This window comes from Janthinobacterium sp. PAMC25594, from assembly GCF_019443505.1.
GTDB lineage: Bacteria > Pseudomonadota > Gammaproteobacteria > Burkholderiales > Burkholderiaceae_D > Janthinobacterium.
The window spans coordinates 1,308,885-1,333,540 of sequence record NZ_CP080377.1; the positions used below are offsets into that span (position 1 = coordinate 1,308,885).

At 64.7% G+C, this 24,656-nt stretch carries 23 protein-coding genes; 5 read left to right on the forward strand and 18 right to left on the reverse strand.

Annotation, left to right across the window (positions count from 1 at the left end; translation table 11 throughout):
• Window positions 1–5 precede the first annotated feature (5 nt).
• The 4 genes from KY494_RS05700 to KY494_RS05715 form a co-directional block, all read right to left on the reverse strand.
• Window positions 6–3,755: a DUF4132 domain-containing protein gene (locus KY494_RS05700; RefSeq protein WP_219890231.1), complete on the reverse strand. Its 3,750-nt coding sequence runs from the start codon at window positions 3,753–3,755 to the stop codon at window positions 6–8.
• 215 nt (window positions 3,756–3,970) lie between these two features.
• Window positions 3,971–4,864: a 3-hydroxyisobutyrate dehydrogenase gene (gene mmsB / locus KY494_RS05705; RefSeq protein WP_219890232.1), complete on the reverse strand. Its 894-nt coding sequence runs from the start codon at window positions 4,862–4,864 to the stop codon at window positions 3,971–3,973.
• A 10-nt stretch (window positions 4,865–4,874) separates the two neighbouring features.
• Window positions 4,875–6,389: a CoA-acylating methylmalonate-semialdehyde dehydrogenase gene (locus tag KY494_RS05710; protein ID WP_219890233.1), complete on the reverse strand. Its 1,515-nt coding sequence runs from the start codon at window positions 6,387–6,389 to the stop codon at window positions 4,875–4,877.
• Window positions 6,390–6,502: 113 nt separating this feature from the next.
• Entirely contained in the window at window positions 6,503–7,720 is a 1,218-nt protein-coding gene (locus tag KY494_RS05715; protein WP_219890234.1) for an ABC transporter substrate-binding protein, read from the reverse strand.
• A gap of 121 nt (window positions 7,721–7,841) precedes the next feature.
• Between KY494_RS05715 and KY494_RS05720 the strand changes: the two genes are divergently transcribed.
• The 3 genes from KY494_RS05720 (at window position 7,842) to KY494_RS05730 (ending at window position 11,309) form a co-directional block, all read left to right on the forward strand.
• Window positions 7,842–8,759, forward strand: coding sequence for a LysR family transcriptional regulator (locus tag KY494_RS05720; protein WP_219890235.1), 918 nt, complete (start codon window positions 7,842–7,844; stop codon window positions 8,757–8,759).
• A gap of 41 nt (window positions 8,760–8,800) precedes the next feature.
• Window positions 8,801–9,331, forward strand: coding sequence for an isochorismatase family protein (locus tag KY494_RS05725; protein ID WP_219890236.1), 531 nt, complete (start codon window positions 8,801–8,803; stop codon window positions 9,329–9,331).
• A gap of 106 nt (window positions 9,332–9,437) precedes the next feature.
• Window positions 9,438–11,309 carry a hypothetical protein gene (locus KY494_RS05730; protein ID WP_219890237.1) on the forward strand — a complete coding sequence of 624 codons (1,872 nt, stop codon included), beginning with the start codon at window positions 9,438–9,440 and terminating at the stop codon, window positions 11,307–11,309.
• On the opposite strand, the gene KY494_RS05735 is transcribed toward KY494_RS05730, so the two are convergent.
• On the reverse strand, window positions 11,297–11,455 hold the full coding sequence (locus KY494_RS05735; protein ID WP_219136243.1) for a hypothetical protein: 159 nt from the start codon (window positions 11,453–11,455) through the stop codon (window positions 11,297–11,299). The two genes, KY494_RS05730 and KY494_RS05735, sit on opposite strands and share 13 nt — an antisense overlap.
• A 27-nt stretch (window positions 11,456–11,482) precedes the next feature.
• Window positions 11,483–12,394, reverse strand: coding sequence for a LysR family transcriptional regulator (locus tag KY494_RS05740; RefSeq protein WP_219890238.1), 912 nt, complete (start codon window positions 12,392–12,394; stop codon window positions 11,483–11,485).
• Window positions 12,395–12,514: 120 nt separating this feature from the next.
• Here KY494_RS05740 and KY494_RS05745 point away from each other — a divergent pair, with 120 nt between their 5' ends.
• Both KY494_RS05745 and KY494_RS05750 read left to right on the forward strand, forming a co-directional pair.
• Complete coding sequence (locus KY494_RS05745; protein ID WP_219890239.1) at window positions 12,515–13,501, forward strand: zinc-dependent alcohol dehydrogenase family protein; 987 nt, start codon at window positions 12,515–12,517, stop codon at window positions 13,499–13,501.
• A gap of 73 nt (window positions 13,502–13,574) precedes the next feature.
• Entirely contained in the window at window positions 13,575–13,898 is a 324-nt protein-coding gene (locus KY494_RS05750) for a tetratricopeptide repeat protein (protein ID WP_219136246.1), read from the forward strand.
• Between the two features lie 6 nt (window positions 13,899–13,904).
• On the opposite strand, the gene bla is transcribed toward KY494_RS05750, so the two are convergent.
• From bla to KY494_RS05810, 12 genes are all read right to left on the reverse strand, one after another.
• On the reverse strand, window positions 13,905–14,807 hold the full coding sequence (bla, locus tag KY494_RS05755) for a subclass B3 metallo-beta-lactamase (protein ID WP_258194687.1): 903 nt from the start codon (window positions 14,805–14,807) through the stop codon (window positions 13,905–13,907).
• A gap of 77 nt (window positions 14,808–14,884) precedes the next feature.
• On the reverse strand, window positions 14,885–16,648 hold the full coding sequence (locus KY494_RS05760) for a M56 family metallopeptidase (protein WP_219890240.1): 1,764 nt from the start codon (window positions 16,646–16,648) through the stop codon (window positions 14,885–14,887).
• Window positions 16,645–17,037: a BlaI/MecI/CopY family transcriptional regulator gene (locus KY494_RS05765; protein ID WP_219890241.1), complete on the reverse strand. Its 393-nt coding sequence runs from the start codon at window positions 17,035–17,037 to the stop codon at window positions 16,645–16,647. Before KY494_RS05765 ends, KY494_RS05760 begins: the two co-directional genes overlap by 4 nt.
• A gap of 61 nt (window positions 17,038–17,098) precedes the next feature.
• Window positions 17,099–18,196 (reverse strand): hypothetical protein, encoded by a 1,098-nt coding sequence (locus tag KY494_RS05770; RefSeq protein WP_219890242.1) that lies wholly within the window; start codon window positions 18,194–18,196, stop codon window positions 17,099–17,101.
• Window positions 18,197–18,242: 46 nt separating this feature from the next.
• On the reverse strand, window positions 18,243–19,589 hold the full coding sequence (locus KY494_RS05775) for a DUF3422 family protein (protein WP_219890243.1): 1,347 nt from the start codon (window positions 19,587–19,589) through the stop codon (window positions 18,243–18,245).
• 122 nt (window positions 19,590–19,711) lie between these two features.
• Window positions 19,712–20,920: a multidrug effflux MFS transporter gene (locus KY494_RS05780; protein ID WP_219890244.1), complete on the reverse strand. Its 1,209-nt coding sequence runs from the start codon at window positions 20,918–20,920 to the stop codon at window positions 19,712–19,714.
• On the reverse strand, window positions 20,917–21,585 hold the full coding sequence (locus KY494_RS05785; RefSeq protein WP_219890245.1) for a CerR family C-terminal domain-containing protein: 669 nt from the start codon (window positions 21,583–21,585) through the stop codon (window positions 20,917–20,919). The genes KY494_RS05780 and KY494_RS05785 overlap by 4 nt, the downstream gene beginning before the upstream one ends.
• Before the next feature lie 123 nt (window positions 21,586–21,708).
• The gene (locus tag KY494_RS05790) at window positions 21,709–22,179 is read right to left on the reverse strand and encodes a copper chaperone PCu(A)C (RefSeq protein WP_219136251.1); all 471 of its coding nucleotides are present in this window, start codon (window positions 22,177–22,179) and stop codon (window positions 21,709–21,711) included.
• Between the two features lie 18 nt (window positions 22,180–22,197).
• Window positions 22,198–22,794 (reverse strand): SCO family protein, encoded by a 597-nt coding sequence (locus KY494_RS05795; RefSeq protein ID WP_070222056.1) that lies wholly within the window; start codon window positions 22,792–22,794, stop codon window positions 22,198–22,200.
• A 64-nt stretch (window positions 22,795–22,858) separates the two neighbouring features.
• Window positions 22,859–23,245: a DUF2946 domain-containing protein gene (locus KY494_RS05800; protein WP_258194689.1), complete on the reverse strand. Its 387-nt coding sequence runs from the start codon at window positions 23,243–23,245 to the stop codon at window positions 22,859–22,861.
• Between the two features lie 36 nt (window positions 23,246–23,281).
• On the reverse strand, window positions 23,282–23,875 hold the full coding sequence (locus KY494_RS05805) for a helix-turn-helix domain-containing protein (protein ID WP_219136253.1): 594 nt from the start codon (window positions 23,873–23,875) through the stop codon (window positions 23,282–23,284).
• A 62-nt stretch (window positions 23,876–23,937) separates the two neighbouring features.
• Window positions 23,938–24,639: a Crp/Fnr family transcriptional regulator gene (locus KY494_RS05810; RefSeq protein ID WP_219890246.1), complete on the reverse strand. Its 702-nt coding sequence runs from the start codon at window positions 24,637–24,639 to the stop codon at window positions 23,938–23,940.
• Between the last annotated feature and the right edge of the window lie 17 nt (window positions 24,640–24,656).

Below are 24,656 nucleotides of genomic sequence, written 5' to 3' on the forward strand. Positions count from 1 at the left end.
TTTGCTTACCACGGCATTTTACTTTCCCATTGCGCATCATAGCCGCCGCACGCCTTCGACACCGCCAGATAATCGGCATAGGTTTCGGCCAGCAGCACGGACGGCACGTCGGCCAGCGGCACCGCCTCGTCGCGCCAGGAGCGCGGCAAGGGATAGAATTGCAGCGTTTTCAGGGCGGCCGCCATCAATTCCTCGGGCAGGCTGCTGCCGGAAAATTCGATCACCGCGCGCAGGCCGGCGCTGACGAAATCCTTGTGATACTCGGTGAAGACGCCGCCATCCTCGGCCTGGCCGCGCTGATAGCCGTGCTTGCCGAAGGCGCCGCGCAAGCCGAAGGTGTCGCCCACCCAGCCTTCGCGGTCCGCGATGTGCCGGCCCGCCATCAGCGCGGCGTCGGGCAACTGGTGCGCCAGCTGCTCGAACAGGGGCTTGACCTTGTAATCCTTGAAATGGCGCTGCCAGGCGGCGATCTGCGGCGCGTCCAGCAGCGAGGCGTGCGCCAGGCGCAGCCGGCTGCCTTCGGGCAGCGCGACTTCCTCGTCGTCCGCGTCGAGCAGGCTGCCATCGTCGCTGGGGCGCAGCAGGGTGCGCCCTGCGTCGTCCTCCCTGATCCACAGCAGCGCCTGCACCAGGCGGCCCGCGATCGGATGGCCGAGCAGGTAATCGCGCCACTCCTGCGCCGGCCAGACACGTCCCGCGCACATGGCTTCGTACAGGCGCGCCGTCTGCATGGTGATGACTTGCTTGAGTTCTTTCTTGCACACGGATAGCTGCTGTTTGGCTTCCTTGGCCAGTTCGGGCGCTTCGTCCTGGCGCGGCTCGGGCAAGGCCTTGATCTCCTTGCCGTCGGGGTTGTGCAGGCGCGGCTTCATGGCGCCGTCCAAGGTCACATGGAAGACCCGCTCGCCATACGACAGGTCGAGGCGGCCGCTGTCGTCGAAGCCGCCGGTCGGGATGGTGCGGTCGCCCAGCTGGTCCTGGCTCCAGCCCTTGCCTTGCGCGATGCGCTCGACCAGCAGACGCGCCTTTTCCTGCACCGAGGCCGTGCGGTAGCGCCGCGCAATGCCCAGCAATAACTGGATGACGGCCGGATCGTAGCCGTCAGCGAGGCCGTCGAGCATCGCTTCGATCTGCGCGCGGCGCGGGTAATGGTCGCGCATATACGCTTGCAGCAGGCTGATCGCCACATGGCCAGGCGTATGCGCGGCCAGTGCCAGGATGCCCTTCTCGCCGATGGCGCTGCCCAGGTATTCGGCCATCTTGTTGCGGCGGATCTGGTCGAACACCTGCTCTTCGCTCATCTTGCCCTGCGCGCCATAATACTCGGGATAGCGCCTGGCCTGGTCCTGGTAGCTCTGGTAGGTCTGCGGCGCACGCGCCTGCGCTTCGGCGGTCGCCACTTCCAGGCTCGGGCCGCGCAGATCCTCGGTGATGAACAGGCGCAGCACCGTCTCGCCCAAGGCGGCGCGGCCTGCCTCGTCGAGCAGGCCCAGATAGCGCAGCAGCAAGGCGTTACCGCCCGGCTCCTTCAATTTGCAGGCCAGTACCACCCACCAGCGGATAATGTCGGCGTCGACCGGCGTGCCGTCCTGCCAGCGGCAGGCGGGCAGCGCCTCGAAGACGAACCAGGCCAGGCCGACGGGCGCCTTGCCCTTCAAGCCCTTGCGCGCGGCGGCCAGCAGGATCTCGGGCGAGAGGCGCGAACTCAGGTCCTCACCCAGTTTTTCCAGCGCCGTCATCAGCGCGGCGATCACGGTCTCGCGCGTCTCCTTGTCCAGCGCCTGGTACAGCGCCGGGACGGCCGCGCGGTAATCGAGGTCACCCAGCCAGCGCGCGGCGCCGATGCGCATGTCCTGCTTGCCCGATCCCAGCGCCTCGGCCACGCGCTTGCCGATATCGGGCAGGCTGGCCAGCACCTGCTGCGCGCTGGCACGGTGCTGCTTGCCCTCGCCCAGCGCGATCTCCATCACGCGCGGCAGCCATTGCGCCGGCAGCACCGGAAAGGTGGCCAGCACTTCCAGGGTGGGACCCAGCTCGGGCGCCACGCCCTGGCGCCTTTCGACGGCGCGCAAGCCCAGGCCCTGCTCGATCAGTTCGGGGCGTTCCGCGAACAGCGGCCAGACCATGTCAGCCGCCAGCACCTGCTGCGGCTTGGCGCCCCACCAGTTGCTGCCCATGCAGGCCATGGCCACGCTGTCATGCTCGTCGCCGGCCTCGCGCATGGCGCGCGCCAGCAGGCGCAGGTCGAAGGTGGACAGGTCCTGCCGCGCCAGCCATTGCTGGAAAAAGTCATCGTGCCAGAAGTGAAGACTGTTGCGCTGCGAAGTCATCAGCCAGCGCGCCATGTGCGCCACGCCAAAATCCGGCAAGGCAGCCAGTTTTCCCTGAAACTGGACCGGTTCGCGCATCATGTTGTTTTTCAGGAGCTGCGCCTCGCCCTTCGACGCCTCGCCATTGAACACGCGGATGGCCGCTTCCATGTAGGCAGGCTTGATCGCCTCAAAGCGTTTCAGGCGCTCCTGATGCCACTCGTACTTGTGCTTGGCGTGCTGGTTGTCTTCGCGCTCCCGCCGTGCTTCGGCGCGGCTTTTTTCCAGCAGCGCCGCATGATTGGCCTGCAGCAGCTGCAGCGCGGCGTCGCCCAGGCGCGTCGCCGGCGGCGCGGGCGGCAGCGGCGGCACGGGCAGTTCCGCCGCGCCCGCATCGCTGGCCGCGCCCAGCCACGACAAGGCATTGCGGATGGCCGCCTGCACCGGCTTGCTCGTCTCCTGCGCCAGCGCCTGTTCCAGCAGCGCAGCCTGCTGCGGCCCCAGGCTGCGGCCCAGCAGCTCGGCCGCCTGCACGCGCTCTTCCGTCTTGCCCGTCAACAGGCACTGCTGCAGCAAGACGGCCCTGCGTTCCACGGGAATGGCGGCCAGATGCGGAGCCGCTTCGATGCGCACGCTCTTGCCGCCATCGACGGCCAGGCGCACCAGGATGGCGGCATAGGCGTCGGCCAGCGCCGGCGCGGCGCCCACACGCCTGGCCAGCTGCGCCTTGCCGCTGGCCGACAACAGCGTTGGCAATTGCTCCACCTGCGCGGCATGCGCGAGCATGTAAGCGTCGAGCGCGCCCGGCGCCAGCAGGCGCTGCAGGCTGTTATCGCGCACGTACTCGTTCAATTCGCGCCGCTCGAACACCAGTTGCAGCGCGCCTTCTTCCGCCTCGCCATCGGCAGCCAGCAGGCGCGCCAGCAGCGCCACGTCCCAGCCGCGCCGGTTGACCGTGGTCGCCTGCGCGCGGGTCTCGGAAAAACTGGCGAACAACGCATCGCCGAGCAGGTAGTCGAGCCACTGCGGCACTGGGGCGCCCGTGCGTTCCAGCGTATCGCCCCCGTCGGCGGCCTGCAGCAGCTTGCCCAGGCGCACCAGCAGCGCCGCGTCCAGCGTCGCCGCGTCGGATTGGGCGTAGAACTGGTGCCGGTGGCGCAGGCTTTCATTGGCCAGCGCGCCATCCTTGTTACCCAGGTTATGGGTATAAAAATGCGAGTACAGGCGCCCGGGCTTGCCCAGCAAGGTGCCGCCGCGCGGCGCCGCCGCCTGCACATCGAGCAGCACGCCTTCCTCGCGCCCTTCGCAGACAAACTCGCAGGCGCGCTCCCACAGCGCAGGCGAGATCTGCGCCAGACCGCGCAAGCCCTTCTTCAACTGCGCATGCTCATCCAGGCCTGCCAGACCCACTACGCCCTGCGCCAGTTCCAGTATTTTTTTAAACATCGGGTGATCCGTCTTTCCTGTTCATCAAGGCCCTTGCCGGGCGTGTTTTCTTTTCGCAATCGGCGTCCGTATCGGCGGCATGCATCGTGCATCGAACTTGTATCCAATCAAGTTGCTGATTGTATATTCTTACCCTCCTGACAGCATGCACGTTTGCATGACGATCAACAAAAAAAAAGCGCTCCCGCAGGAGCGCCATCGCCACGACCGCTGCCTTATGCCGGCGTATCCTGCAGCCGGTAGATGCTGGAGAAATCGAGCCCGCCCGATCCTGCCTTGCTGTGCATGTCATACAGCGTGCGCGCCAGGGCGCCCAGCGGCACGCTGGCGCCCGACGCCTCGGCGCTTTCCATGGCCAGTCCCAGGTCTTTGAGCATCAGGTCGACGCCGAAGCCGCCCGTGTAGCCGCGCGACGCGGGCACGTTCTCGGCCACGCCCGGGCACGGGTTGTACACCTCCAGGGTCCAGTTGCGGCCCGAGCTTTGCGCCATCACGTCCGACACCACTTTTGGATCGAGGCCATTGGCCACGCCCAGGCGTATCGCTTCGCTGGTGCCGATCATCAAAATCCCCAGCAGCATGTTGTTGCAGATCTTGACCGTCTGGCCGCAACCCGCGCCGCCCGCGTGGAAAATCGCCTTGCCCATGACGTCCAGGTAGGGCCGCGCCGCCGCCAGCGCCGCTTCTTCGCCGCCCACCATGAAGGTCAAGGTGCCGTTGGTGGCGCCCGCCGTGCCGCCCGACACGGGCGCATCCAGCATGGGCATGCCCTTTTCCTCGGCCGCGCGGCCCACCTGGCGCGCCGCCTCGGTGGAAATCGTCGAACAGTCGATCAGCAGGGTGCCGGGCCGCGCCTGCGCCAGGATGCCAGCCTCACCGAGGTAGGCGCCCAGCACGTGGCGGCTGGCCGGCAGCATGGTGATGACGATGTCGGCCGCGCCTATCGCCGCGCCCTGGTCGTCGGAGACCAGGCCGCCGCCGTCGGCAAACTGCCGCACGCTGGCCGGCAGCAAGTCAAAACCCGTCACCGCATGGCCGGCCCGCACGAGGTTTTGCGCCATGGGCAAGCCCATGTTGCCCAGGCCGATGAAAACGATATTGGTGCTCATCGCCGCCTCCTTATTTCATCGAGATGGTGGTATTGACGCCGCTGCCGCCGTCGTCCGGGGCAAACCAGCGCGCCGTGACGGTCTTGGTCTGCGTCCAGAAGTACAAGGCCTGCTTGCCGTTCGGGCCCAGATCTCCCAGTTTCGAGGCGCGCGAACCGGTAAAACTGAAATAGGCGACGGGCACGGGAATGGCCACGTTGATGCCCACCTGCCCCACGTCGATCTCGTTCTGGAACTTGCGCCCCGCCCAGCCGGACGAGGTGAAGATCGAGGTGCCGTTGCCGTTCGGGTTGGCGTTGATGAAAGCGATGGCCTGGTCCAGCGTATCCGTCTCGACCACGCACATGGCGGGGCCGAAGATTTCCTGCGTATAGACGGAGTTCGACGCCGCTACCTGCGAGAAAATCGTCGGCCCCATGAAGTTGCCGCCCTCGTAGCCGGCCACCTTGAGGCCACGGCCGTCGAGCAGCAGCTGCGCGCCCTCGTCCACGCCCGCCTGGATCAGCTTTTCCGCCCGCTGCATGGCGGCCCTGGAGACCATCGGACCCAGGTCGGCCGTGCGGTCGCTACCCGGCCCCACTTTCAGCGCTTGCGAGCGGGCGACGATTTCCGGCAGCCAGGAACGCGCCTCGCCCACCAGCACGACGACGGAATTGGCCATGCAGCGCTGACCGGCCGCACCGAACGCGGCGCCGATCAGGTTATTGATCGCCTGCTCCTTGTTGGCGTCGGCCAGCACCACGCAATGGTTTTTCGCGCCCATCATCGATTGCGCGCGCTTGCCCGATTCGCTGGCGCGGCGGTACACATGCGTGCCCACATGGGTGGAGCCGATAAAGGAGACGGCCTTGATGTCGGGATGGTCGCACAGCATGTTGACGACGTCGGCGCCGCCATGCACGACATTCAATACGCCGGCCGGCAAGCCCGCCTGGTACATCAGTTCGACCAGGTACATGCTCGATGACGGGTCCTGCTCCGACGGTTTCAATACAAACGTATTGCCGCAGGCGATAGCAATCGGGAACATGAAGCACGGCAGCATGACGGGAAAATTGAAGGCCGTGATGCCGGCACCCACGCCCAGCGGCTGATAGATATTGTAGACATCGACGCCCGTGGCCGCGTTTTCCGCGATCTCGCCCAGCTGCAGGGTGGCGATCGAGCACGCGTGCTCCACCACTTCCAGGCCGCGCATGACTTCCCCTTCCGCGTCGGGCAGCGTCTTGCCGTGTTCGCGCGTGATCAGTTCGGCCAAAGCACCAATGTTTTCGCGGATCAGGTGCTGGTACTTGAGCATGATGCGCATGCGCGCCGCCAGCGGGGTATTCCGCCAGGTTTTAAAGGCTTCCTTGGCCGTGGCGACGGCCAGCTTGACTTCGTCCGGCGTGGAAAACGGCACCCTGGCGACGATTTCCTGCGTGGCCGGGTTGACGACGTCGCGCCACTCGGTGCTGGTCGAGGCGTGATGTTTGCCGGCTATGTGCAGGGGGATGGAAGGGATTTGGGTGAGGGCTTGGTTCATGGTTGAGGCTCCGGGTGTGCGATGTTCATAGGACTCGACGGAGCAGCGGAGTACTGGGGTCAGACCCGGCGGGTCTGACCCCGGCTTTCTGCTGTTCCGTCGATAGACTAAAATTATTTTTTAACGAGATTGCACGCCGCCCCATCCATCGGCTTGAACGCCTGGTCGGCGGGGATGGTGGACAGCACTTTCAGGTAGTCCCACGCGCCTTTCGATTCGGCCGGGGTTTTGACCTGCACCAGGTACATGTCGTGGATCACGCGGCCGTCGGGGCGGATCGAAGCGTTGTTCATGACGGCATCCTTGATGGGCAGCTCGCGCATCTTCTGGGCGACGATCTTCGAGTCATCGCTCTTCGCCGCCGCCACCGATTTCAGGTAGTGGTAGACGCTCGAATACACGCCCGCCTGCACCATGGTCGGTTTGGCGCCCTTGTTGAGCGCCTCGAAGCGCTTGGCAAACGCGCGGCTGCGGTCATCGTAATCCCAGTAAAAACCGTCCGCGTAGACCAGGCCCTGGGCCGTTTCCAGGCCCAGCGCATGCACGTCGGACAGGAACACCAGCAAGGCGGCCAGGCGCTGGTCCGTGCCGCTGCCGATACGGAATTCGCGCGCCTGCTTGATGGCCGAGACCACGTCGGCGCCACCGTTGGCCAGGCCGATCACCTGCGCCTTCGAGCCTTGCGCCTGCACCAGGAAGGACGAGAAATCGGACGCGTTCAGAGGATGGCGCACGGCGCCCAGCACCGTGCCGCCATTGCGCTTGACGACTTCGCTGGCATCTTTTTCCAGCGAATGGCCGAACGCGTAATCGACGGTGACGAAATACCACGATTTCTGCCCCAGTTTCGTCAGCGCCGCCGCCGTGCCGGCCGCCTGCGAATACGTGTCGAACATCCAGTGGAAGCCGTTCGGCGAGCAGTCTTCATTGGTCAGGCGCGTGGTGGCCGGGCCGCTGAACATGGCGATGCCGCCCTTCTCTTTCATCAGCTTTTGCACGGACAGGGCCACCGAGGAATTGGTCAGGTCGGCGATGGCGTCGACCTTGTCGCGGTCTATCCACTCGCGCGCCTTGGAGGCGGCGATGTCGGCCTTGTTCAAGTGGTCGGCCGACAGGATTTCGATCTTCATGCCCTTGCATTCGGCTTTCAGACAATCCTCGACGGCCATCTGGCTGGCGACGACGGAGCCGCGCCCGCCCATGGCCGAATACGGGCCGGACATGTCGGTGAGGATGCCGATCTTGACGACGCCATCGGAAATCTGCGCGTGCGCGCCGCCAAAGGAAAGGGTGAGCGCCAGCGCGCCCATGGCCAGAACGGTTTTTTTCATGCGTGTCTCCAGGTGGATGGGTTTTCTTATATGTTTAGATGCATTCTGCATGTGTAAAAATATGCGCTCAAGTGAAATTAATGCATAATTCCTTTGCAAAAATGCACAGAGAGGGATTGCCATGCTCGATTGGGACAATGTACGGGTCTTCCTGGAACTGACGCGCAGCGCGGGACTCGTCGATGCGGCGAAAAAGCTGGGCATCGACCATTCCACCGTGTCGCGGCGCATGCGCAAGTTCGAGGAACAGGTGGGCACGCAGCTGTTCGACCGCAATTACGTGGGCTACCAGCTGACGCCCGAGGGCCACCGCCTGATGGAATACGCGGAAACGATGGAAAGCACGGTGTTTGCCGCCACCGAGGAGCTGGGCGAACACAACCGCCTGCTGTCGGGCCAGGTGCGCCTGGGCGCCACCGAGGGCTTCGGTGCCATCGTGCTGGCACCCCACCTGGCGCAGTTTTGCGGCCGCTATCCGCACATCAGCGTGGACCTGATCGCCGTGCCCCGTTTCGTCAGCCTGTCCAAGCGTGAGGCGGACGTGGCCATTTCCATCGAGCGGCCCCTGTCCGGCCCGTACGTGGTGACGAAATTGTCCGACTACCGCCTGAAACTGTACGCCACGCCAGCCTACCTGGCGCGCCACGCGCCGATCACCAGCGTGGCGCAACTGGCGCGGCACCCGATCATCGGCTACGTGGACGACCTGGTCTTCAGTTCGGAGCTGCGCTACATGGACAACGTGGCGCCCGATTCCCTGCGCGCATTCCGCAGCACCAGCGTGATCGCCCAGTACCACGCGGCGCGCGCGGGCCAGGCGCTGGCGATTTTGCCCTGCTTCGTGGCGCAGCAGTCGAACGAGCTGGTGCCCGTGCTCGACGGCGAGATCGACCTGCTGCGCGCCTTCTGGATGATTTCGCCCAGCGAGCGGCGCAACATCGCCCGCGTCAGCGCCCTGTGGAATTACCTGCGTGCCGCCATCGACCTCAATCACGCCTACCTGATGGGCGAAACGGCCGTGCCCAGCTGGCCAAGCTGAGCGCGCTACACTGTCGCCACATATGAATAAGGGAGAACGCCATGCTGATGGATGCGAACCAGGCTGCACTGGTCATTGTCGACCTGCAAGGCCGTTTGATGCCGGCCATCCACGACGCCGGCCTGGTGCTGGCGCAAAACCTGCGCCTGGCGAAGATCGCCCGCCTGCTCGACGTGCCCGTGCTGGGCACGGAACAGAACCGCCAGGGACTGGGGCCGAACGTGGAGGAAATCGCAGCGCTGTGCGAACGGACCTTGCACAAGACGCATTTCGGCGCCTGCTTTGATGGCTTGCAGGACATGCTGCCCGCCGGGCGCAAACAGATCGTCGTCACGGGTTGCGAAGCCCATGTGTGCATGCTGCAGACGGCCATCGGCCTGCTGCAGCTGGGGTATGAAGTCATCATCGCCATCGATGCCGTCGGCTCGCGCCAGGCCACCAGCCGCGACGCGGCGCTGGCCCGTCTGGACAAGCTGGGCGCCCATCTGGTGACGGTGGAAATGCTGGCCTTCGAGTGGTTGCGTGACTGCAAGCACCCACGCTTCCGCGAGGTATTGGCGCTGATCAAATAGCCACTCCTTTACGCAGGATCAAGCCCGAAGACTGTTCATTTGCTAACTTGGTAACAGCGCCGCCATTCTGAGCGGTACAACTGTCCAACTGAGCTGGAGAACCATCATGGCCTATATCCTGCGGGGCAAACTGTGCGGCTTGATCTGTGCCGAGTGTCCTGAAGCCTTGTCGCACGTCATCGTGCGCCTGTACCGCCCGCGCGACACGCAAAACGTCACGGCGCTGGCCGTGGCCAGCGCCAAGGAAACCTTCGCCATCCTCACTGACGAGGAAGTGCAGGCCAAAGCGCCGTTCCTGCTGGCCGAAGCGCGCACGGACGAGGACGGCAACTACAGCTTTACCCTGGAAGGCGATTACCAGGGTGAGGCCGTCGAGGTCGATATCCTGTGCCCCACCGTGCCGCAGTTGAAGCCAGGCCCGAAAGACCCCGTGCCGCTGCAATTTTCCATCACCACCATCCAGCCCCGCTGGCGCCAGGTCGACAACGATTTCCTCGCCATCTGGGATTACTGCCTGCCGCAACGCTTCTGGTGCCTGATGCGTGCCCGCTTCGGCGCCTGGACCATCTGCGGCCGGCTGCGCACCTGCGATGCGCCCCACACGCCGATCGCCGGCGCCACCGTGCGCGCCTTCGACGCGGACTGGCTGCAGGACGATGCGCTGGGCGTGGCCGTCACCGATGCCACGGGGCGCTTCCGCATCGATTACCTGACGTCGGATTTCACGCTCACGCCGTTCTCGCCGTTCATCAACGTGGAATTCACCAGCGGCCCCGACGTGTATTTCACGGCGCAGCTGGGCAGCGTGACCATCCTGTCGGAAACGCAAGCGAACGGCCGTCAGCCGGGACGCGAAAACGTGGGCCACTGTTTCTGTGTGGAACTGTGCTCGAAAGACGTCTTGCCGCCCGACGTGGAAGGCGTGCCCCACTGGCAGCAGGTGGAAGTGTTCGACATCCACCCGTTCCCCTCGCTGGCCGGCTTTTCCGCGCAAGGCTATGCGGGCGGCGCCGGCGCATCGTATGTGTTCGCCGGCGGCGTCACTCTGAAAGGCAATTGCCCGCTGCGCAACAGCGCCATCCCCGCCAATCCGCTCGAATACCGCTTCCTGATCGGCGAATGGTCCTGGCCGGGCGGCAACGACGACCCGACAGCCTTGCCGACGGTGGCGCCGGCCAGCCTGGTGCCTTTGACGCAAGTGCTCGGCACCCTCGTCGGCTATGTGTTTTATACGAATGGACTGGGCCTCGCCGACTCGGCACAGGTGATCGTCGATGCGAGCGATCTGAAACCGGGTGGCTGGATACGGGTGGACGGCAAGCAAGTCACTGTGGACATGCGCGATGGCACGACGGCCATCGTCATCGTGCAGCAGAATATCTTCCTGCGCACCTTCGATTTGCTCACCGTCAATACGCCCGCCATCACCAGCCTGCATCCGGCCAAGCTGCCGGGCGGCTTGCCGATACTCGACGCGGGCCGCAGCCTGACGGCGGCCGAAAGCGAACCGATACGTCGCTACCGCCTGGGCTTCGAGGTGCGCGACGGCAACACCCTGGCCATCGTGGCCACGGATGGGCTCGATTCCATCGTCTTCGACAACTCGCCCGTCATCGTGGCGCTGGATCTGGAAGAGTTGCGCAGCAATGCCTGCAACCCCATCGCGGGCGGCCTCGTGCATATCCTGTACACGATCGACCACCCGCATTTGCGCTTTTTCAATATCACGATTTCCAACAACAACGGCATCGCGCACCCGCCGCCACCGCTGCCGGCCGCCAGTTTCACGCCGCCGCCACCGCCCAGCAATTATCTGTTCCGCGGCGGCGCGGGCGGACCGCATCTGTCGGGCAACAATGGCGGTTTTCCCGTCAACGTGGCGCTCGACCCGCCGTGCGCCTACCGCGTGGCCATCGAATGGCAGACGCGGCATTACCTGGCATCCAGCCACAGCATAGACCGACTCTACTGTAAATAAGCCATAAAAAGCTGCGGCGCGTCGCTCAGCAGGTGGCTGGCGCCCGTGGCCGAGAGGCGGCGGTAATGCCGGCGTTCGGCACTGACGGTGACAACATCAGCGGACGGCGGTAAAACATGGAATTGCTGACTAGAGAGGAAATCCATGCACCAGTCTTGTATTGCAATTGACAATTAGTTCCCACTAAAACCTTCCCGAAAAACCTGCGCCAGAAAGTCCACGAACGCTTGCACCTTGGCGGCGCGCAGCTGGCGCGGGTGGAACAGCGCCCACAGGTCCGGTCCCCGCGTGCGGAACGGTTGCAGCACGGGCACCAGAGTCCCCTCGCGCAGCGGCTGCAGCACGGAAACGGACAGCGCCTGCACGATGCCGCAACCGGCCTGGGCGGCGGCGATCATCGATTCGATATGGTCGAAAGCCAGCGCGGCTGGCGGCGTGTGGGCATACGGCTCGCCCGCGTCCCCGTCCTGGAACAGCCAGGGCCGCACCTGGCGCGCTTTCGGATACAGGAAATGCAGGCAAGCAAATTGATCGAGTTCCTGCGGCGACGACGGCAGGCCATGCCGGGCGACAAAAGCGGGAGAAGCGCAGCACAGGTAATCCATGCTCAGCAGGCTGCGCGCCACCAGCGACGAATCCTGCGGTTCGCCGATGCGCAGCATGACGTCGATGCCCTCTTCCACCATGTCGATCAGGCGGTCGCTGACCGTCAGGCGCAGGGAAATATCGGGATAGGCGGCGATAAAGCGGGGCAAGGCGGGCGCCACCAGGTTACGGCTGATGCTGCTGGGCATATCCACGCGCAGGCTGCCCGAGGGTTTCCCTGCCGCCTGCAGCAGGCTCGTTTCCAGCGCGGCCATATCGGCCAGCACCTGGCGCGCCTGCGCATGGCACTGCCGGCCTTCGGCCGTCAGTGACATGCTGCGCGTGGTGCGCTGCAAGAGGCGCACGCCGAAATGCTTTTCCAGCGCCGCTACCTGGTTCGTCACGGAAGACGTGGAAATGCCCAGGCGCTGCGCCGCCTTGCTGAAACCGCCCGCCTCGACCACGGCGCAAAACACCTGCATTGCTGCCAGCCTGTCCATGCTTTCCTCTCCTGTTTTCAATGATTATCCACGAAACTGAAATAGTGCATCGGGCCGCGCCCCGTTTTTCTTTGCACGCCGTCAGCCTAGACTGGCCGCATCAACCCAACGGAGAACACCATGCAAGCCCTCGTCCTGACTACCTTTGCCGCCCCCATGAGCATTGAGCACCTGCCCGTGCCGCAGCCCGGCCCCGGGCAAGTCCTCGTGCGCATCGCCGCCAGCGGCGTCAATCCGCTCGACACGAAAATCGCCGCCGGTGCCGCGCCGCACGCCCGGCCCCGCCTGCCCGCCATCCTCGGCATGGACGTGGCCGGCACGGTGGCGGCCGTGGGTGATGGCGTGACAACTTTTCACGTTGGAGCAACAGTGTATGGCATGGCGGGCGGCATCGGCGGCGTCCAGGGCTCGCTGGCCGAATACGGCGTCTTCGACGCCGCCCTGCTGGCGCCCGTGCCGCCAGGACTGAGTTTGCGCGAAGCGGCCGCCCTGCCCCTCGTCTTCATCACGGCCTGGGAAGGGCTGGTGGACCGCGCCCACGTGCAGGCGGGCGACAGCGTGCTCGTGCATGGCGGCGCGGGCGGCGTGGGCCACATGGCCGTGCAGCTGGCCGCCGCCCTTGGCGCCAGAGTGTATGCCACGGGCAGCGCCGCCAGCCGCGCTGTCATCGAGGCGCTGGGCGCGCGCTTCATCGATTACCGCACCAGCACGGTGGATGACTACGTGGCCGAGCATACGGGTGGCGTGGGTTTCGACATCGTCTACGATACGGTGGGCGGCGCCACCCTGGACGCCAGTTTCAAGGCGGCACGCATCTACGGCGGCCACGTCGTCAGCTGCCTGGGCTGGGGCACGTTCGCCCTGAGCCCGCTGACGGCGCGCGCGGCGACTTACTCGGGCGTGTTCACCCTGCTGCCCCTGTTGAGCGGTGAGCATCACGCGCGCCATGGCGCCATCCTGCGCGAAGCCAACAAGCTGATCGACGCTGGCAAGTTAAATGTACGGCTCGATCCGCGCCGCTTTACTCTGCACACGGCACACGAGGCGCATATGGCGCAGATGGACGGCAGCGCGCGCGGCAAGCTGGTGGTGGAGGTGCAGGACTGAATACGGGCTTGTTTCCCGCGCACTGAAGCGTTAATATGCAAGAATATACTTGCATATCAAGATGAGGCCGGCAATGCGTGAAAAACTGGAAAAACTGCTGGCGCAGGGACGCGACAGCGCCCTGCTGCGCTTTGGCCTGGGAGATGCCTGCCTGAAAGACAATGACGCCGAGCAAGCGGCCATCCACCTGGCGCAGGCGACGCAACAGCAAAAAAGCTATTCCGCCGCCTGGAAACTGCTGGGCAAGGCCCTGCACCAGCTGGGGCGGCTGGACGAAGCGCAGGCCGCCTGGACGACGGGCGTGACGGTGGCCCAGCAGCAAGGCGACCTGCAAGCCGTCAAGGAAATGACGGTGTTCCTGAAACGCCTGCAAAAACAGCGGCAGGCGGCCGAGTAAAACCGTTTAAGGCGCGTGCGCCGCGCCCCGCTCTTTCGCCAGACGCTTGGCCAGCAAGCCGCCCGCTTCGGCCGCATAGGCGCGGCAGGCATTCGCGTCGATCAGGGGATTGTCCGTACCACTGCGCCTGGCGGCCTTGCCCAGCACGTCCGTCGTGCCCGGATGCACGGGGATGATGATGTCGCACGGCAAGGCAGCCACCTTGGCGATGCTCGCTTCGAACGAGGCCGAAATGTCCGGCGTCTTGCCTTTGCCAATGTAAGTAAAATCGCCGCTCGCATACGGGTTCAGGCTGTCCGCGTACACCACCTCCAGGCAGCGCTGGCCTTCGCACGAGGTCCAGGTCCACGTCGTGCCGCCGGGCGTGTGGCCCGGCGTCATGTGGGCCGTCAATACCAATGGGCCCACCTTGACGGTATCGCCCTCGCCCACCGCCTTGACCTTGGCCACTTTGGCCACATGCACGACGGGATCAGCCTGGTATTGCGGGTCATCCTTGCCATTCGTGCCGCTTTGCAGCACGGGGGCGGCCGCTGCGCTGGCCACCACGGTGGCGCCGCTGGCCCTTTGCAGCGCGGCGATGCCGCCCGCATGGTCCCAGTGCGCATGCGAATTGAGGATATATTTCACATCCTCGATGCGAAAGCCCAGCGCCTTGATGTTTTCCACGATCAGGGGAGCCGATTGCGGCAGCGCGCCGTCGAGCAGGATGTGGCCCTGCGGGCTCGTCACCAGCACGGCGGACAGGCCGGCCGTGCCCACATACCAGCTATTGCCATAGATATTGAATGGCTTGACGGGCGCATTCCATTCCTTGCAATTGTCGCAATTAACCGGTTTATCCTGCAGCGGTGCGGGGGTCTTCGCCTGCACCGTGCCTGCCGCCATGGTCGCAACCGTAGCCAGCATCAACTTCGCCAATAGTGTCATCTTCATCTCCAGAGTGTAAAAAGAAGGGCGCCCGCACTGGCGCGCCCGGGGGGGTATCAATGCATGGGGCCAGTCCTGTCGGCCAGGGTGTCGCGGATGTGGCCGGCGTCGAGCGAGCGCCGCTGCGCGCCGTCGGCGTCCAGCAGCACCACGGTGACGTGCTTGCCGCCGCTGCGCATGCGCATTGTCAGGCAGCTGCCCGCCGCGTGGCTGCTGCCCGTCTTCGACAGCAAGATGTCCCAGCCTTGGCCGCCCACCAGCGGGTTCGTGTTGTGCAAGGTGCGGACCTTGCCATTGACGGCCACGCTCGCTTGCGGGTGGCTGGTGATGTTCGCGATGTCGGGATAGCGCGCGGCCGCCGCGACGATCTTCGCCACCTCGCTGGCCGTGGACGTATTCGCCGGCGAACTGCCGACGGGGTCCGTCAGGGTGGTGCGCGTCAAGCCCAGGCTGCGGATCTTCGCTTGCAATGCCTGATGAAATGCCACGCTGCCGCCGGGATAGGTGCGCGCCAGCGCGGCGGCGGCGCGGTTTTCGGACGGCAGCAGCGCCAGTTGCAACAGCGCGCCGCGCGACACGGCCACGCCCTCGGCCAGCAGGCTGTTGCGCTGCATTGAAGCGTCGGCATCGGCGCGCACGATGCGCAGCTGTTCGTCGGGGGCCAGGCCCGCGTCGAGCACCACCATGGCCGTCATCAGCTTGGTGATCGAGGCGATGGGCACGACGGCGTCCGCATCTTTCGCCATCAGCACCTGGCCCGTGCTATCGTCAAATACCAGCATGTGTTTTGCGCTGACGGGCAAGTCCAGCATCGCGACGGCGGCCTCGGCCAGGGTCGCTCCATTCACCTCGGGCTTGCCCTGCACCTGCAGCAGCAAGGTGGCGCAGGCCAGCAGCAAGGCGGGCACGGCCAGTTTCCAGCCGCCCGTGTCGGGGCCGGGCGCCATCAGCCGTTCTATGCGCGTCAGCAACGCCCCGCCGCGGGCCGACATCAGCAAACCGGAGTGCTGCGGCACAGCCGTGTGCAGGGACAAGGCATGCAGCGCCGTGGCCAGCTGCTGCGGGTCTTGCAGCGCTTGCGCAGCCAGCGCGTCGGCCACCTGTTCCCGTTCGACCCGCATGCGCGCCGACAGCCACCAGACGACGGGGTGAAAGAACAGCAGCGCCTCGGCCACGCTTTGCAACAGGTTGACCAGGTAATCCCAGCGCCGCACGTGCGCCAGTTCATGCGCCAGCAGCGCTTCGAGCAAGGCGACGGGCATGCCGCTCAGCAAGACGGCCGGCAGCAGGATGACGGGGCGCCAGAAACCCACCGTGACGGGGCTGGACAATCCCCCATGCAGCTTCAGCGGCACTTGCCGACTGCGGCGCAAGCCCATGTGCAAGGCCAGCGCATCGAGGCGCGCCTGCCAGATGGCTGGCGCGGCCACTGCCTGGCGGCGCAGCCTGCCGACCCAGGCCAGGCCCAGGCACAGGCGCAAGCTCATCAAGCCGACACCGGCGCTCCAGGCCAGCACCAGGGCCGGCATCCACGCTTGCAGCGCGGCGCGCCAGGCGGGCGGCGCCGCCACCGGCAGCTGGGCCGGAGATATGCCAGACAGCAGAGAAAGCAGGTGGATGGCGGGAATGCACAGGCACAGCAGCAGCGCCAGCGCGCAGACGGCATAGCGCCAGCGCGCGCTGGCGTGGCGCAGCAGCCGGAGCAGGACTGCGGAGACGGCGCCGACGATCACGCCCTGCCAGACAAAATACAGCAAGACCCAGCCCAGCGCAGGGACAAGGTTGCCCAATTCGATGCCCAGGCGCATGTCCAGGTTCATGGCGCCTTGCCATCCTTGCTGCGCAGGATCTTTTCAATTTCCAGCCGTTCCGCGTCGCTCACGTGTTCGCGCAGCGCCGTCAGCACCAGCGCCTTGCCGGAACCGGAAAACACCTTGCCGATCAAGTCCTTGAGCAGACTCGTTTGCAGCTTTTCCTGCGCCTCGACGGCTGCATACAGCTGCGGCCGCTGGCTTTCGTCGCGGCTCAGCAAGCCCTTGCCATGCATCAGCTGCAACTGGCGCAGCACGGTGGCGTAGCTGGCGTCGGCACGCTCGACCGCCAGCGCGTCATACACGGCGCGCGCGTCGGACGGACCGCGTTGCCACAGGATGCGCAGCAGGTCCAGTTCGGCGGCCGTGGGATGGGGAGTGGAGGTATTTTTTAACATGACGCCAGAATACCGATTCTAGAACGCCTTGTCTAGAACTTTTTTTCTAGTTCATGCCTGACTAAAAATCGCGCAGGCAGTCGAACAAGGCATACAGCGCCGCAACATCCGGCAGCGGCACCTGCATCAGCACCTGCTCCAGCGCCACGTAGATTTCATCGCGCTCCACCGTCTCGATGATGCTGGAACGCCGCTCGATCTGGTTGAACACGCTGACATAGGCAGTGACCATCTCCTGCGCCATGGCTTGCGCAGTCTCGGCATCGCTCACCCCGTCAAGCGTGCGCGCCGTGGCCAGCAGCTTTTTATACGCCTGCGCGGCCTTTTTGGCATATGCCGCCGAAATATGTGCGCGGCCATCCCAGTCGCGGAAGGCGTTGTGCAGGTTTTCCGCCAGCCATTCCGGCTTGCGCGGCCGCGTCACCGACAGGTCCAGGCCCAGCGCCGCCGCCTTCTTGTACTTGGCCTTGATGGCTTTGGCGGCGTCGGCCGGCAGGCTGGTCAGGCACAGGCTGGACAAGGCCGGCAACTGCGCCGGCGCGGGGAAGTCATCGGGACCGTAGCCGAACAGTTCATCCGCAGTGAAATCCTGCAAGCGGGTCAATTTGGCGATGCTGGTCACGTTCGACGCCAGCCCCGGCTTGCCCCACACGGTCAAGTCAGTCAACGCAGGGAAACGCTGTGCCACCACATCGAAATCGACGGCCGGCATGGCGCTCAGCGACAGGCGCGCCAGCTGATCGAGACCATGGAATGGCGCCAGGGCGCCGGACAACTGCAGGCGCAGGAAGCGGCCAGCATGCGGGTCGTCGATGTGCAGCGATGGCGACGGCGCGCCATTCAGTATCAGGGATGCCAGGCCCTCGTTCAGGCGCAGCGTCTGCAAGCCTTCGGCATGCACGATGAGGCGGCTGACATTGCTGTTGCGCAAGTCGAGCTCCTGGACCGTCGAGGACTGCCAGTGCACTTCATTGATGATGGGGTTGCCGTTGATGTAGGCGGCCAGCGCCGCGCTGCCTTGGCGCGTCTCGATGCTCGTCAAACAAGGCAGCTGATCCAGTTCGGACAGGTCGCCGAGCGCCTGCAGGATGCCATCGTCGATGCGGCTCGTCTTCTGGCGCAAGGCCTGGCCGCCGACGATCACTTGCTCGCTGGACACGGATTGGCGGCGCGCGACGTACGCGCCGCCAAGGTATTTACCCTGCTCAGTCCGCGTGCAGCTTGTGATGCATGCGGCGCAGCCCCAGCCACACGCCGGCCGCCACAAACGGCACGAGGGCGCCGACGAGGATTTCCGGATTCACGGGTAAACCCAGCACCTTGGCCGCCTTGCCCGTGTAGCTGAACAGGCCGATCACGTAATACGAGATCGCCGCCACGGACAAGCCTTCCACCGCCTGCTGCAAGCGCAGCTGCTGCGCCGCGCGCGCGTTCATCGATTGCAGGATTTGCCGGTTTTGCAATTCCTGCACGATGCCCACGCGCGTGCGCAGCAAGTCGTTGGTGTTGGCGATGCGCTGGGCCATCGCTTCCTGGCGGCTGGCCATCGCTTCGCAGGTATTCATGGCGGGCGTCAAACGGCGATCCATGAATTCCTCGACCGTGGGAATACCCTCGATGCGCTCTTCGCGCAACTCCTCGATGCGCGCCTTGACGAGGCCCATGTAGGCTTTCGAGGCGGAAAAACGGTAGCTATTGTCGAGTGACAGCTTTTCAATGCGGGCTGCCAGGCGCGTGATGCGGTCAAGCAAGGCTTGCTCGGCGACGCCCTCGTCGGCCTTGGCCAGGCCCGGCGCGTCATCCGTATCGACCATGGCGGCGGCCAGGGTCGCCAGTTCGTTTTCGATGGCGTTCAACGATGGTGCCGCCTGCATGGCGTAAGGCAAGCCCAGCAAGGCCATCATGCGGTAGGTTTCGATTTCCAGCACGCGCTGCACCAAACGGCCCGACTGCTGCGAGTGCATGCCCGCATCGCGGATGACGAAACGGCTGAAGCCGTCGGACTGGATCGTAAAATCCGTCCACAATTCGCCGCCCTGCAACACCTTGCTGCCGGCCAGGGTATTGCCCTCGAACACGCGCGACAAGCCCTGCATGAAGATCTCGGCCGGCTCGGTCGCCTGCTGCAGCACCACGTGCGCGGCCACCATCAGCTTGCCCTTCAAACCCGCCAGCCACTGCTGCGGCAACTGTTCCAGGGGCATGCGCTCGAACGCCTGTTCCAGGGGCAAGGCGGCGCCCGGATGTTCGGCAAAGGTAAACGTGGCAAATTCCGTGTGGCATTCCCATTTCAGGCGGAAGCGGCCAAAGTCGTAATAAAAATACTTGGCTTCGGCGGCGGGCGGCGTGACGCCGAAATGCGTGCACAGGGCCGCCAGGGTGGCGTGCTGGGCCGCCATATTCGACGCACCGGGCGCCGCGCTGTCATCCTTGTACACGGCCAGATGGGTGATCAGCTCGGGGGCATCGAGCTGCAAGAATGGCCGCGAGTGGATTTCCGCAGCCAGCGGCACGCGCAAGGCGTGGTTCAAACTGGAGTTAATCAAGTGCATGATAGCCAAAGGTAAAGTTGCAAAACTGCTTAGACCCGCGCGCGTGCTGTGGCGCCCGCGGCACGGGTCTGATTGTCACAGTGTAACAAAGCAGAATGCATGCCATCTATTTCCAGGGCTGGTCATGTTGTTTCAATAACCCCCGTCACGCCCTGCCCCACCCCTTGGCGGCTGCCCAGCCACCAGAATACGGCGGCCAGCACGACGGCCGACGCCTGTCCCAGCGCCAGCTTGAATGCGCTGTCGAACAGCAATGGTGCGACAAAACCGGACACCAGCGCAAACACCAGCATTTGCACGAAGTTTTGCAAGGACGCGGCCAGGCCCCGCATCTGCGGGAAAATGTCGAGCGTCGACATGGTCATGCCCGGCAAGGCCAGCGACATGCCAAACGCGTACAGCATCACGGGCACGACGGCGAACGGGATGCTGGCCACGAACCAGTGGTTGTAAACAATGTTAATCGCCCCCGTGGCCGCCATGGCCAGCAAGCCCCAGCGCACCAGCACGGTGCTTTTTACCGCATGGGCCAGCTTGCCCGACAGCGCCGAACCCAGCACCAGACCGGCCACCATGGGGATGAACATCCAGCCAAACGCCGTTTCCGGCAGGCGCAGCAATTCCAGAATGAAATGCGGGGCCGAGGAGATGTACAGGGCGAAGCCGCCAAAGGCGAAGGCCACGGCCAGCGAACGCAAGAGGAACGCCCGGTGGCGCAAGGCCAGCCAGTAATTGCGCGCGATGTTGCCGGGGTGGAAGGGTTGGCGTTGCTCGACGGCTAAACTTTCCGGCAAACCTTTCAGGCAGGCAAGCGCCAGCAACACCGTGACGGCAAACGTGAAGACGAACGTCGATTGCCAGCCGTAGGCCACGTGCAGCCAGCCGCCGATGATGGGGGCGATGGCGGGTGCGATGCCGAATACCATCATGATATTGGCCAGCATCTTTTGCGCGGCCGCGCCCGACAGGGTGTCGCGCACGATGGCTTGCCCGATGACCCTGCCCGCTCCCGCCGAGGCGCCCTGCATGCCGCGGAAGAACAGCAGCCAGCCAAAGCTGGGCGCGAAGGCGGCGCCGATGGAGCCGACGGCAAAGATCAGCAGGGAAGCGAGAATCACGGGACGGCGGCCGAACGAGTCGGACAAGGTGCCATAGAACAAGGTCATGAAGGCGTAGGCGGCCAGGTAGACGCTCAGGGTCTGCTGCACCAGCACGCTGCTGACGTCGAAATGCGTGCCGATCGCGGGAAACGACGGCAAGAAGGTATCGGTGGCGAACGGGCCCAGCATGGCCAGCCCGGCCAGCACCAGGGTCAGGTTGCGCGCCTTCATGCGCCCGCCTGCTCGGCATATTGGCGGCGCATGCCATCGAGGGCCGCCAGCGAGAATTGCGACACATGCTGCGCAATGCTGGCGATGCCCGCCTCGTCATAGGTGATCTCCGGCGCCACCAGTTCATGCACGATGCGTGAGCGGGCATAGAACACGGCCTGGCCAATCACGCTGAACACGCATTTCTGCACCACCTCAATCGGCATGGCCGGCCCCACCACGCCACGGATCAAGCCCGTGAACAGGGCGTGCTGCGGGCGCACATTGCGTTCGGCCAGCTTGTGGATGGCGGCCGTCGGCTCGATCAGTTCGCGCGCCACCAGGCGGCTGAACAGCGATGCCGGCCCCGAGCGCAGCATGTCGGACACGAGCGCCTCGATGGCCAGGCGCAACTGTTCCACTGCCGGCAACTGCGCCCGCGCACTGGCGGCCGCCACGTCGGCGGCCGAGGCCCGCGCCAATTCGCGCGCATGGTCGAAGGCGGCCAGATGCAGCTCTTCCTTGCTATGAAAATAGTAATTGACCATCGCCACGTTGACGTGGGCCGCTTCGCATATGCGGCGCACGGACGCGGCCTTGTAGCCCTCGTCGGCAAACAGGTCCGCCGCCGCCTGCAGGATGCGCGCGCGCGCCGGTTCACTTTCGTTTTGTATTTCTTCCGTCATGCCTATCCCATCATTTAAACAACCGTTTAATATTGTCCGATATTGTATCAAACGGGCGTTTAACTTTCAAACAGGCACAAAAAAGCCCGGCGTACCGGGCTTTTCAAGGAGGTAGCGGGAAGCTTAGTGCTTCATCGCCGGCATCGGGGCCGAGGCGGCGCCCAGCGGACGGGCCACGGCGGTCACTTCGATGGTTTCACGGTGCTTGTCCTCGCCTTCGAGCACCAGGGTCAGCGGGATCTTGTCGCCCGCCTTCACCTGGCCTTTCAGGTCCAGCAGCATGACGTGGTAGCCGCCCGGCTTCAGTTCCACGGCTTTGCCGGCTGGCAAGGCGATTTCCTTGACCTGGCGCATGCGCATCATATTGTCCGTCATGCTCATTTCATGGATTTCCGCCACGCCCGCCACGGGCGAGCGCACTTCCAGCAGGCGCATGGCTTTCGGCGCCGTGATCTGCATGAAGGCGCCCGTGGCTTTTTGCTGCGGCACGGTGGCGCGCACCCACGGGTCGGTAATCTGCACGGAAGTCTGGGCAGCGGCGGAGAAGGACAGCACGGTCAGGGCCGTGGCCAGCAGGGTTTTCAGATGGGTCATGATCATTCCTCGGTGTGGTTATAAGGTGTATTTCGATTTCATCAGGGTCTTGATGTCCTGCACGCACTCGTCGCCCGTCAACTGGTGTTTCAGGCCCAGGCGCATGCGCCCTTCCGTATCGAGCACATAGCTGATGGCCGTGTGGTCCATCGTGTACGAGCTGCCGCTCGGCACGCGGCGGTAGAAGACCTTGTAATTGAAGGCCGTCTGCGCCGTGTTCTTCGGATCCGTGCGCAAGCCCAGGAAGCTGGGGTCGAAGGCGCGCATGTATTCGCCCAGCAGCTCGGGCGTATCGCGCTCGGGATCGATGCTGATGAAGATCACCTGCAGTTTATCCCCATCGGCGCCCAGTTTCTGGCGGATTTCCAGCGCGCGCGACAAGGCTGTCGGGCAGACGTCCGGGCATTGCGTGAAGCCAAAGAAGACCATCACATACTTGCCCTTGAAGTCGGCCAGGGTGTAGACCTTGCCGTCGGGGCCGCTCAACTTGAAGTCGGGCTTGTAATCGCCTCCCGTCAGGTCGAGGCCGTTGTAATGGGGTTTCGGTGCTTGTTCGCAAGCGGCAAGCGTAAGCAATCCCGCCGTGCCGGCGAGAAGGAAAAGACGACGTTTCATGGTAATTCCGGCCCGATGGGCGTAGTTGAGACAAGTTGGGACGTGGAAGGCGTGACTGTTGCGTTCAGGCAGTCAAAGGCGGGCCGCGCGGGCTGGCGCCCAGCCACGCGAACGGTACTCGCGGTGCCTGGCAGAACAATGGCGGATAGTGGTCGTGGCCCGTGATGACGGCCAGCGGAGACAAGGTCGGCGGCGGCAGGGCCGCGCTGCCCGCATGGCTCATGCAGAACGGGCAATGCTCGATGTGGTGCAGTACGGAATCGGTGGTGGATTTGACGGCCGGCGCCAGGTCCGCTTGCGTGTAGACGGCGCCGCTGGCCGAGCAGATCTCGACGGCGGCATTGTTCGCGTTTGCGTGCAGCGCGGAAAACGCATACGACAGGGACGGCGACAGCGCATTGAGCAGTATCGCCAGGCAGGCGAACCACATGTGCCACTGTTTGCGTTTCAATAAAGATCCCATGGCCCCGATTATAGCGGAGTCCGGCTATCCGGGCGCCTGGCCACGCAGGAACAGGCTGGGGCGCACGCCGGCCACGTCCACGCAGGCGTCGCAAAACGCGGGGATCGAGGCAAAGCCGGAGCCGGCCGCCACTTGCGCCAGGTCGCGCTCGCCTCCTTCGCCATCGGCGCCCGCTTGCGCCGCCGTGTGCAGCGCATGCGCCAGGCGCTGCTCGCGCACCAGACTGAGCAATGCTTCGCCCTCGGCAAACAGGCGCGCGCGCGCCTTGTGCGGCGTCACTTGCCACAGGGTCGCCAGCCGGGCCGCCGTCCATTTTCCTTGCGGCGTATCAAAGATGTGCTGCGCCAACGCCTGACTCCAGCGCTTGCCGCCGCCGTGGCCGCCCTCCGCCTCATCATCTTCCAGCGCCAGCGTGAACACGGCCGGCTTGCCCCGTCCCGGCATCACGTCGCAGGCGAAGCGCAGAAAAGCGGGCACGACAAAACTGTCGCCGCTGCCCAGTTTCTTGGTGGTGATTTCATTATGCAAGGTGACAAAACCCTGGCGCACGGTGACGCGCAGCCTGAGCGGAAAGCGCAGGCCCAGCAAGTGCAAGGGATGATCGGAAACGAGGGCCATGCGTCAGGTCAATGTGGTGAACGAGCCATAAGCATGCCACACATCGCGCAAGCAGTCTGTCATCACAGCGACGCCACGCCATAGCGGCGCAAGCCATCGAGGTCCACCACGCGAATCGATTGGTAGGCGATGCTGATCAGTTTCAATTCGGCCAGGCGACCCAGGGCCAGGTTCACCCGCTGGCGCGAAATGCCGGTCAGCAAGCCGATTTCTTCCTGCGACAGCTCAAGCACGCTGGAGGTGCGCGGGTATAGCATGGGGTGGAACAGCTGCGCGATCGCTTGCGCCACTTGCGCGTCGACGGCCAGCAGGCGCTGGTTCTGGATGGTGGCGATGAATTGCCCCATGCGTTCGTTCAGCTGGCGGATGACGAAGGCATTGAAGGAAAGGCTCTCGGCCAGCAGCAGATGAAACAGCTCCACCGGCACCAGGATAATGTTCGCGGCGCGCACGGCCACCACGTCGTAGCGGCGCAATTCGCGCTTGAGCACGCTGCCCTCGCCGCACCAGCCGCCGGCCGGCACGCCGGAAAACGTGGCGCCGCGCCCATCGGCGTTGTAGACGGCCAGCTTGATCAAGCCCGTATGCACGCCGATCCAGTGCGCCGACGGTTCGCCGCGCCGCGTGATGAAGGCACCCGCCTCGTAATGCCGGAGCACGCTGCCGGTGCGCAACAAGGTCTGATGCCGCGCGTCGAGGGCCGTGAACCAGTCATGGCTGTCGAGTTCCGGCACGGCACGCTCTACACTATCATTGCTATTCATTCCATCCTTCAGTTGTC

Bases quoted from the DNA above. Each gene is read 5' to 3' on its own strand.
- KY494_RS05750 (WP_219136246.1), top strand. From the start codon at position 13,575: ATGCGTGAAAAACTGGAAAAACTGCTGGCGCAGGGACGCGACAGCGCC.
- KY494_RS05785 (WP_219890245.1), bottom strand. From the start codon at position 21,585: ATGACGGAAGAAATACAAAACGAAAGTGAACCGGCGCGCGCGCGCATC.
- KY494_RS05780 (WP_219890244.1), bottom strand. From the start codon at position 20,920: ATGAAGGCGCGCAACCTGACCCTGGTGCTGGCCGGGCTGGCCATGCTG.
- KY494_RS05775 (WP_219890243.1), bottom strand. From the start codon at position 19,589: ATGCACTTGATTAACTCCAGTTTGAACCACGCCTTGCGCGTGCCGCTG.
- KY494_RS05765 (WP_219890241.1), bottom strand. From the start codon at position 17,037: ATGTTAAAAAATACCTCCACTCCCCATCCCACGGCCGCCGAACTGGAC.
- KY494_RS05760 (WP_219890240.1), bottom strand. From the start codon at position 16,648: ATGAACCTGGACATGCGCCTGGGCATCGAATTGGGCAACCTTGTCCCT.
- bla (WP_258194687.1), bottom strand. From the start codon at position 14,807: ATGCTGGCTACGGTTGCGACCATGGCGGCAGGCACGGTGCAGGCGAAG.
- KY494_RS05735 (WP_219136243.1), bottom strand. From the start codon at position 11,455: ATGGATTTCCTCTCTAGTCAGCAATTCCATGTTTTACCGCCGTCCGCT.
- KY494_RS05730 (WP_219890237.1), top strand. From the start codon at position 9,438: ATGGCCTATATCCTGCGGGGCAAACTGTGCGGCTTGATCTGTGCCGAG.
- KY494_RS05810 (WP_219890246.1), bottom strand. From the start codon at position 24,639: ATGAATAGCAATGATAGTGTAGAGCGTGCCGTGCCGGAACTCGACAGC.
- KY494_RS05795 (WP_070222056.1), bottom strand. From the start codon at position 22,794: ATGAAACGTCGTCTTTTCCTTCTCGCCGGCACGGCGGGATTGCTTACG.
- KY494_RS05715 (WP_219890234.1), bottom strand. From the start codon at position 7,720: ATGAAAAAAACCGTTCTGGCCATGGGCGCGCTGGCGCTCACCCTTTCC.
- KY494_RS05710 (WP_219890233.1), bottom strand. From the start codon at position 6,389: ATGAACCAAGCCCTCACCCAAATCCCTTCCATCCCCCTGCACATAGCC.
- KY494_RS05790 (WP_219136251.1), bottom strand. From the start codon at position 22,179: ATGACCCATCTGAAAACCCTGCTGGCCACGGCCCTGACCGTGCTGTCC.
- mmsB (WP_219890232.1), bottom strand. From the start codon at position 4,864: ATGAGCACCAATATCGTTTTCATCGGCCTGGGCAACATGGGCTTGCCC.
- KY494_RS05700 (WP_219890231.1), bottom strand. From the start codon at position 3,755: ATGTTTAAAAAAATACTGGAACTGGCGCAGGGCGTAGTGGGTCTGGCA.
- KY494_RS05805 (WP_219136253.1), bottom strand. From the start codon at position 23,875: ATGGCCCTCGTTTCCGATCATCCCTTGCACTTGCTGGGCCTGCGCTTT.
- KY494_RS05745 (WP_219890239.1), top strand. From the start codon at position 12,515: ATGCAAGCCCTCGTCCTGACTACCTTTGCCGCCCCCATGAGCATTGAG.
- KY494_RS05725 (WP_219890236.1), top strand. From the start codon at position 8,801: ATGCTGATGGATGCGAACCAGGCTGCACTGGTCATTGTCGACCTGCAA.
- KY494_RS05740 (WP_219890238.1), bottom strand. From the start codon at position 12,394: ATGGACAGGCTGGCAGCAATGCAGGTGTTTTGCGCCGTGGTCGAGGCG.
- KY494_RS05720 (WP_219890235.1), top strand. From the start codon at position 7,842: ATGCTCGATTGGGACAATGTACGGGTCTTCCTGGAACTGACGCGCAGC.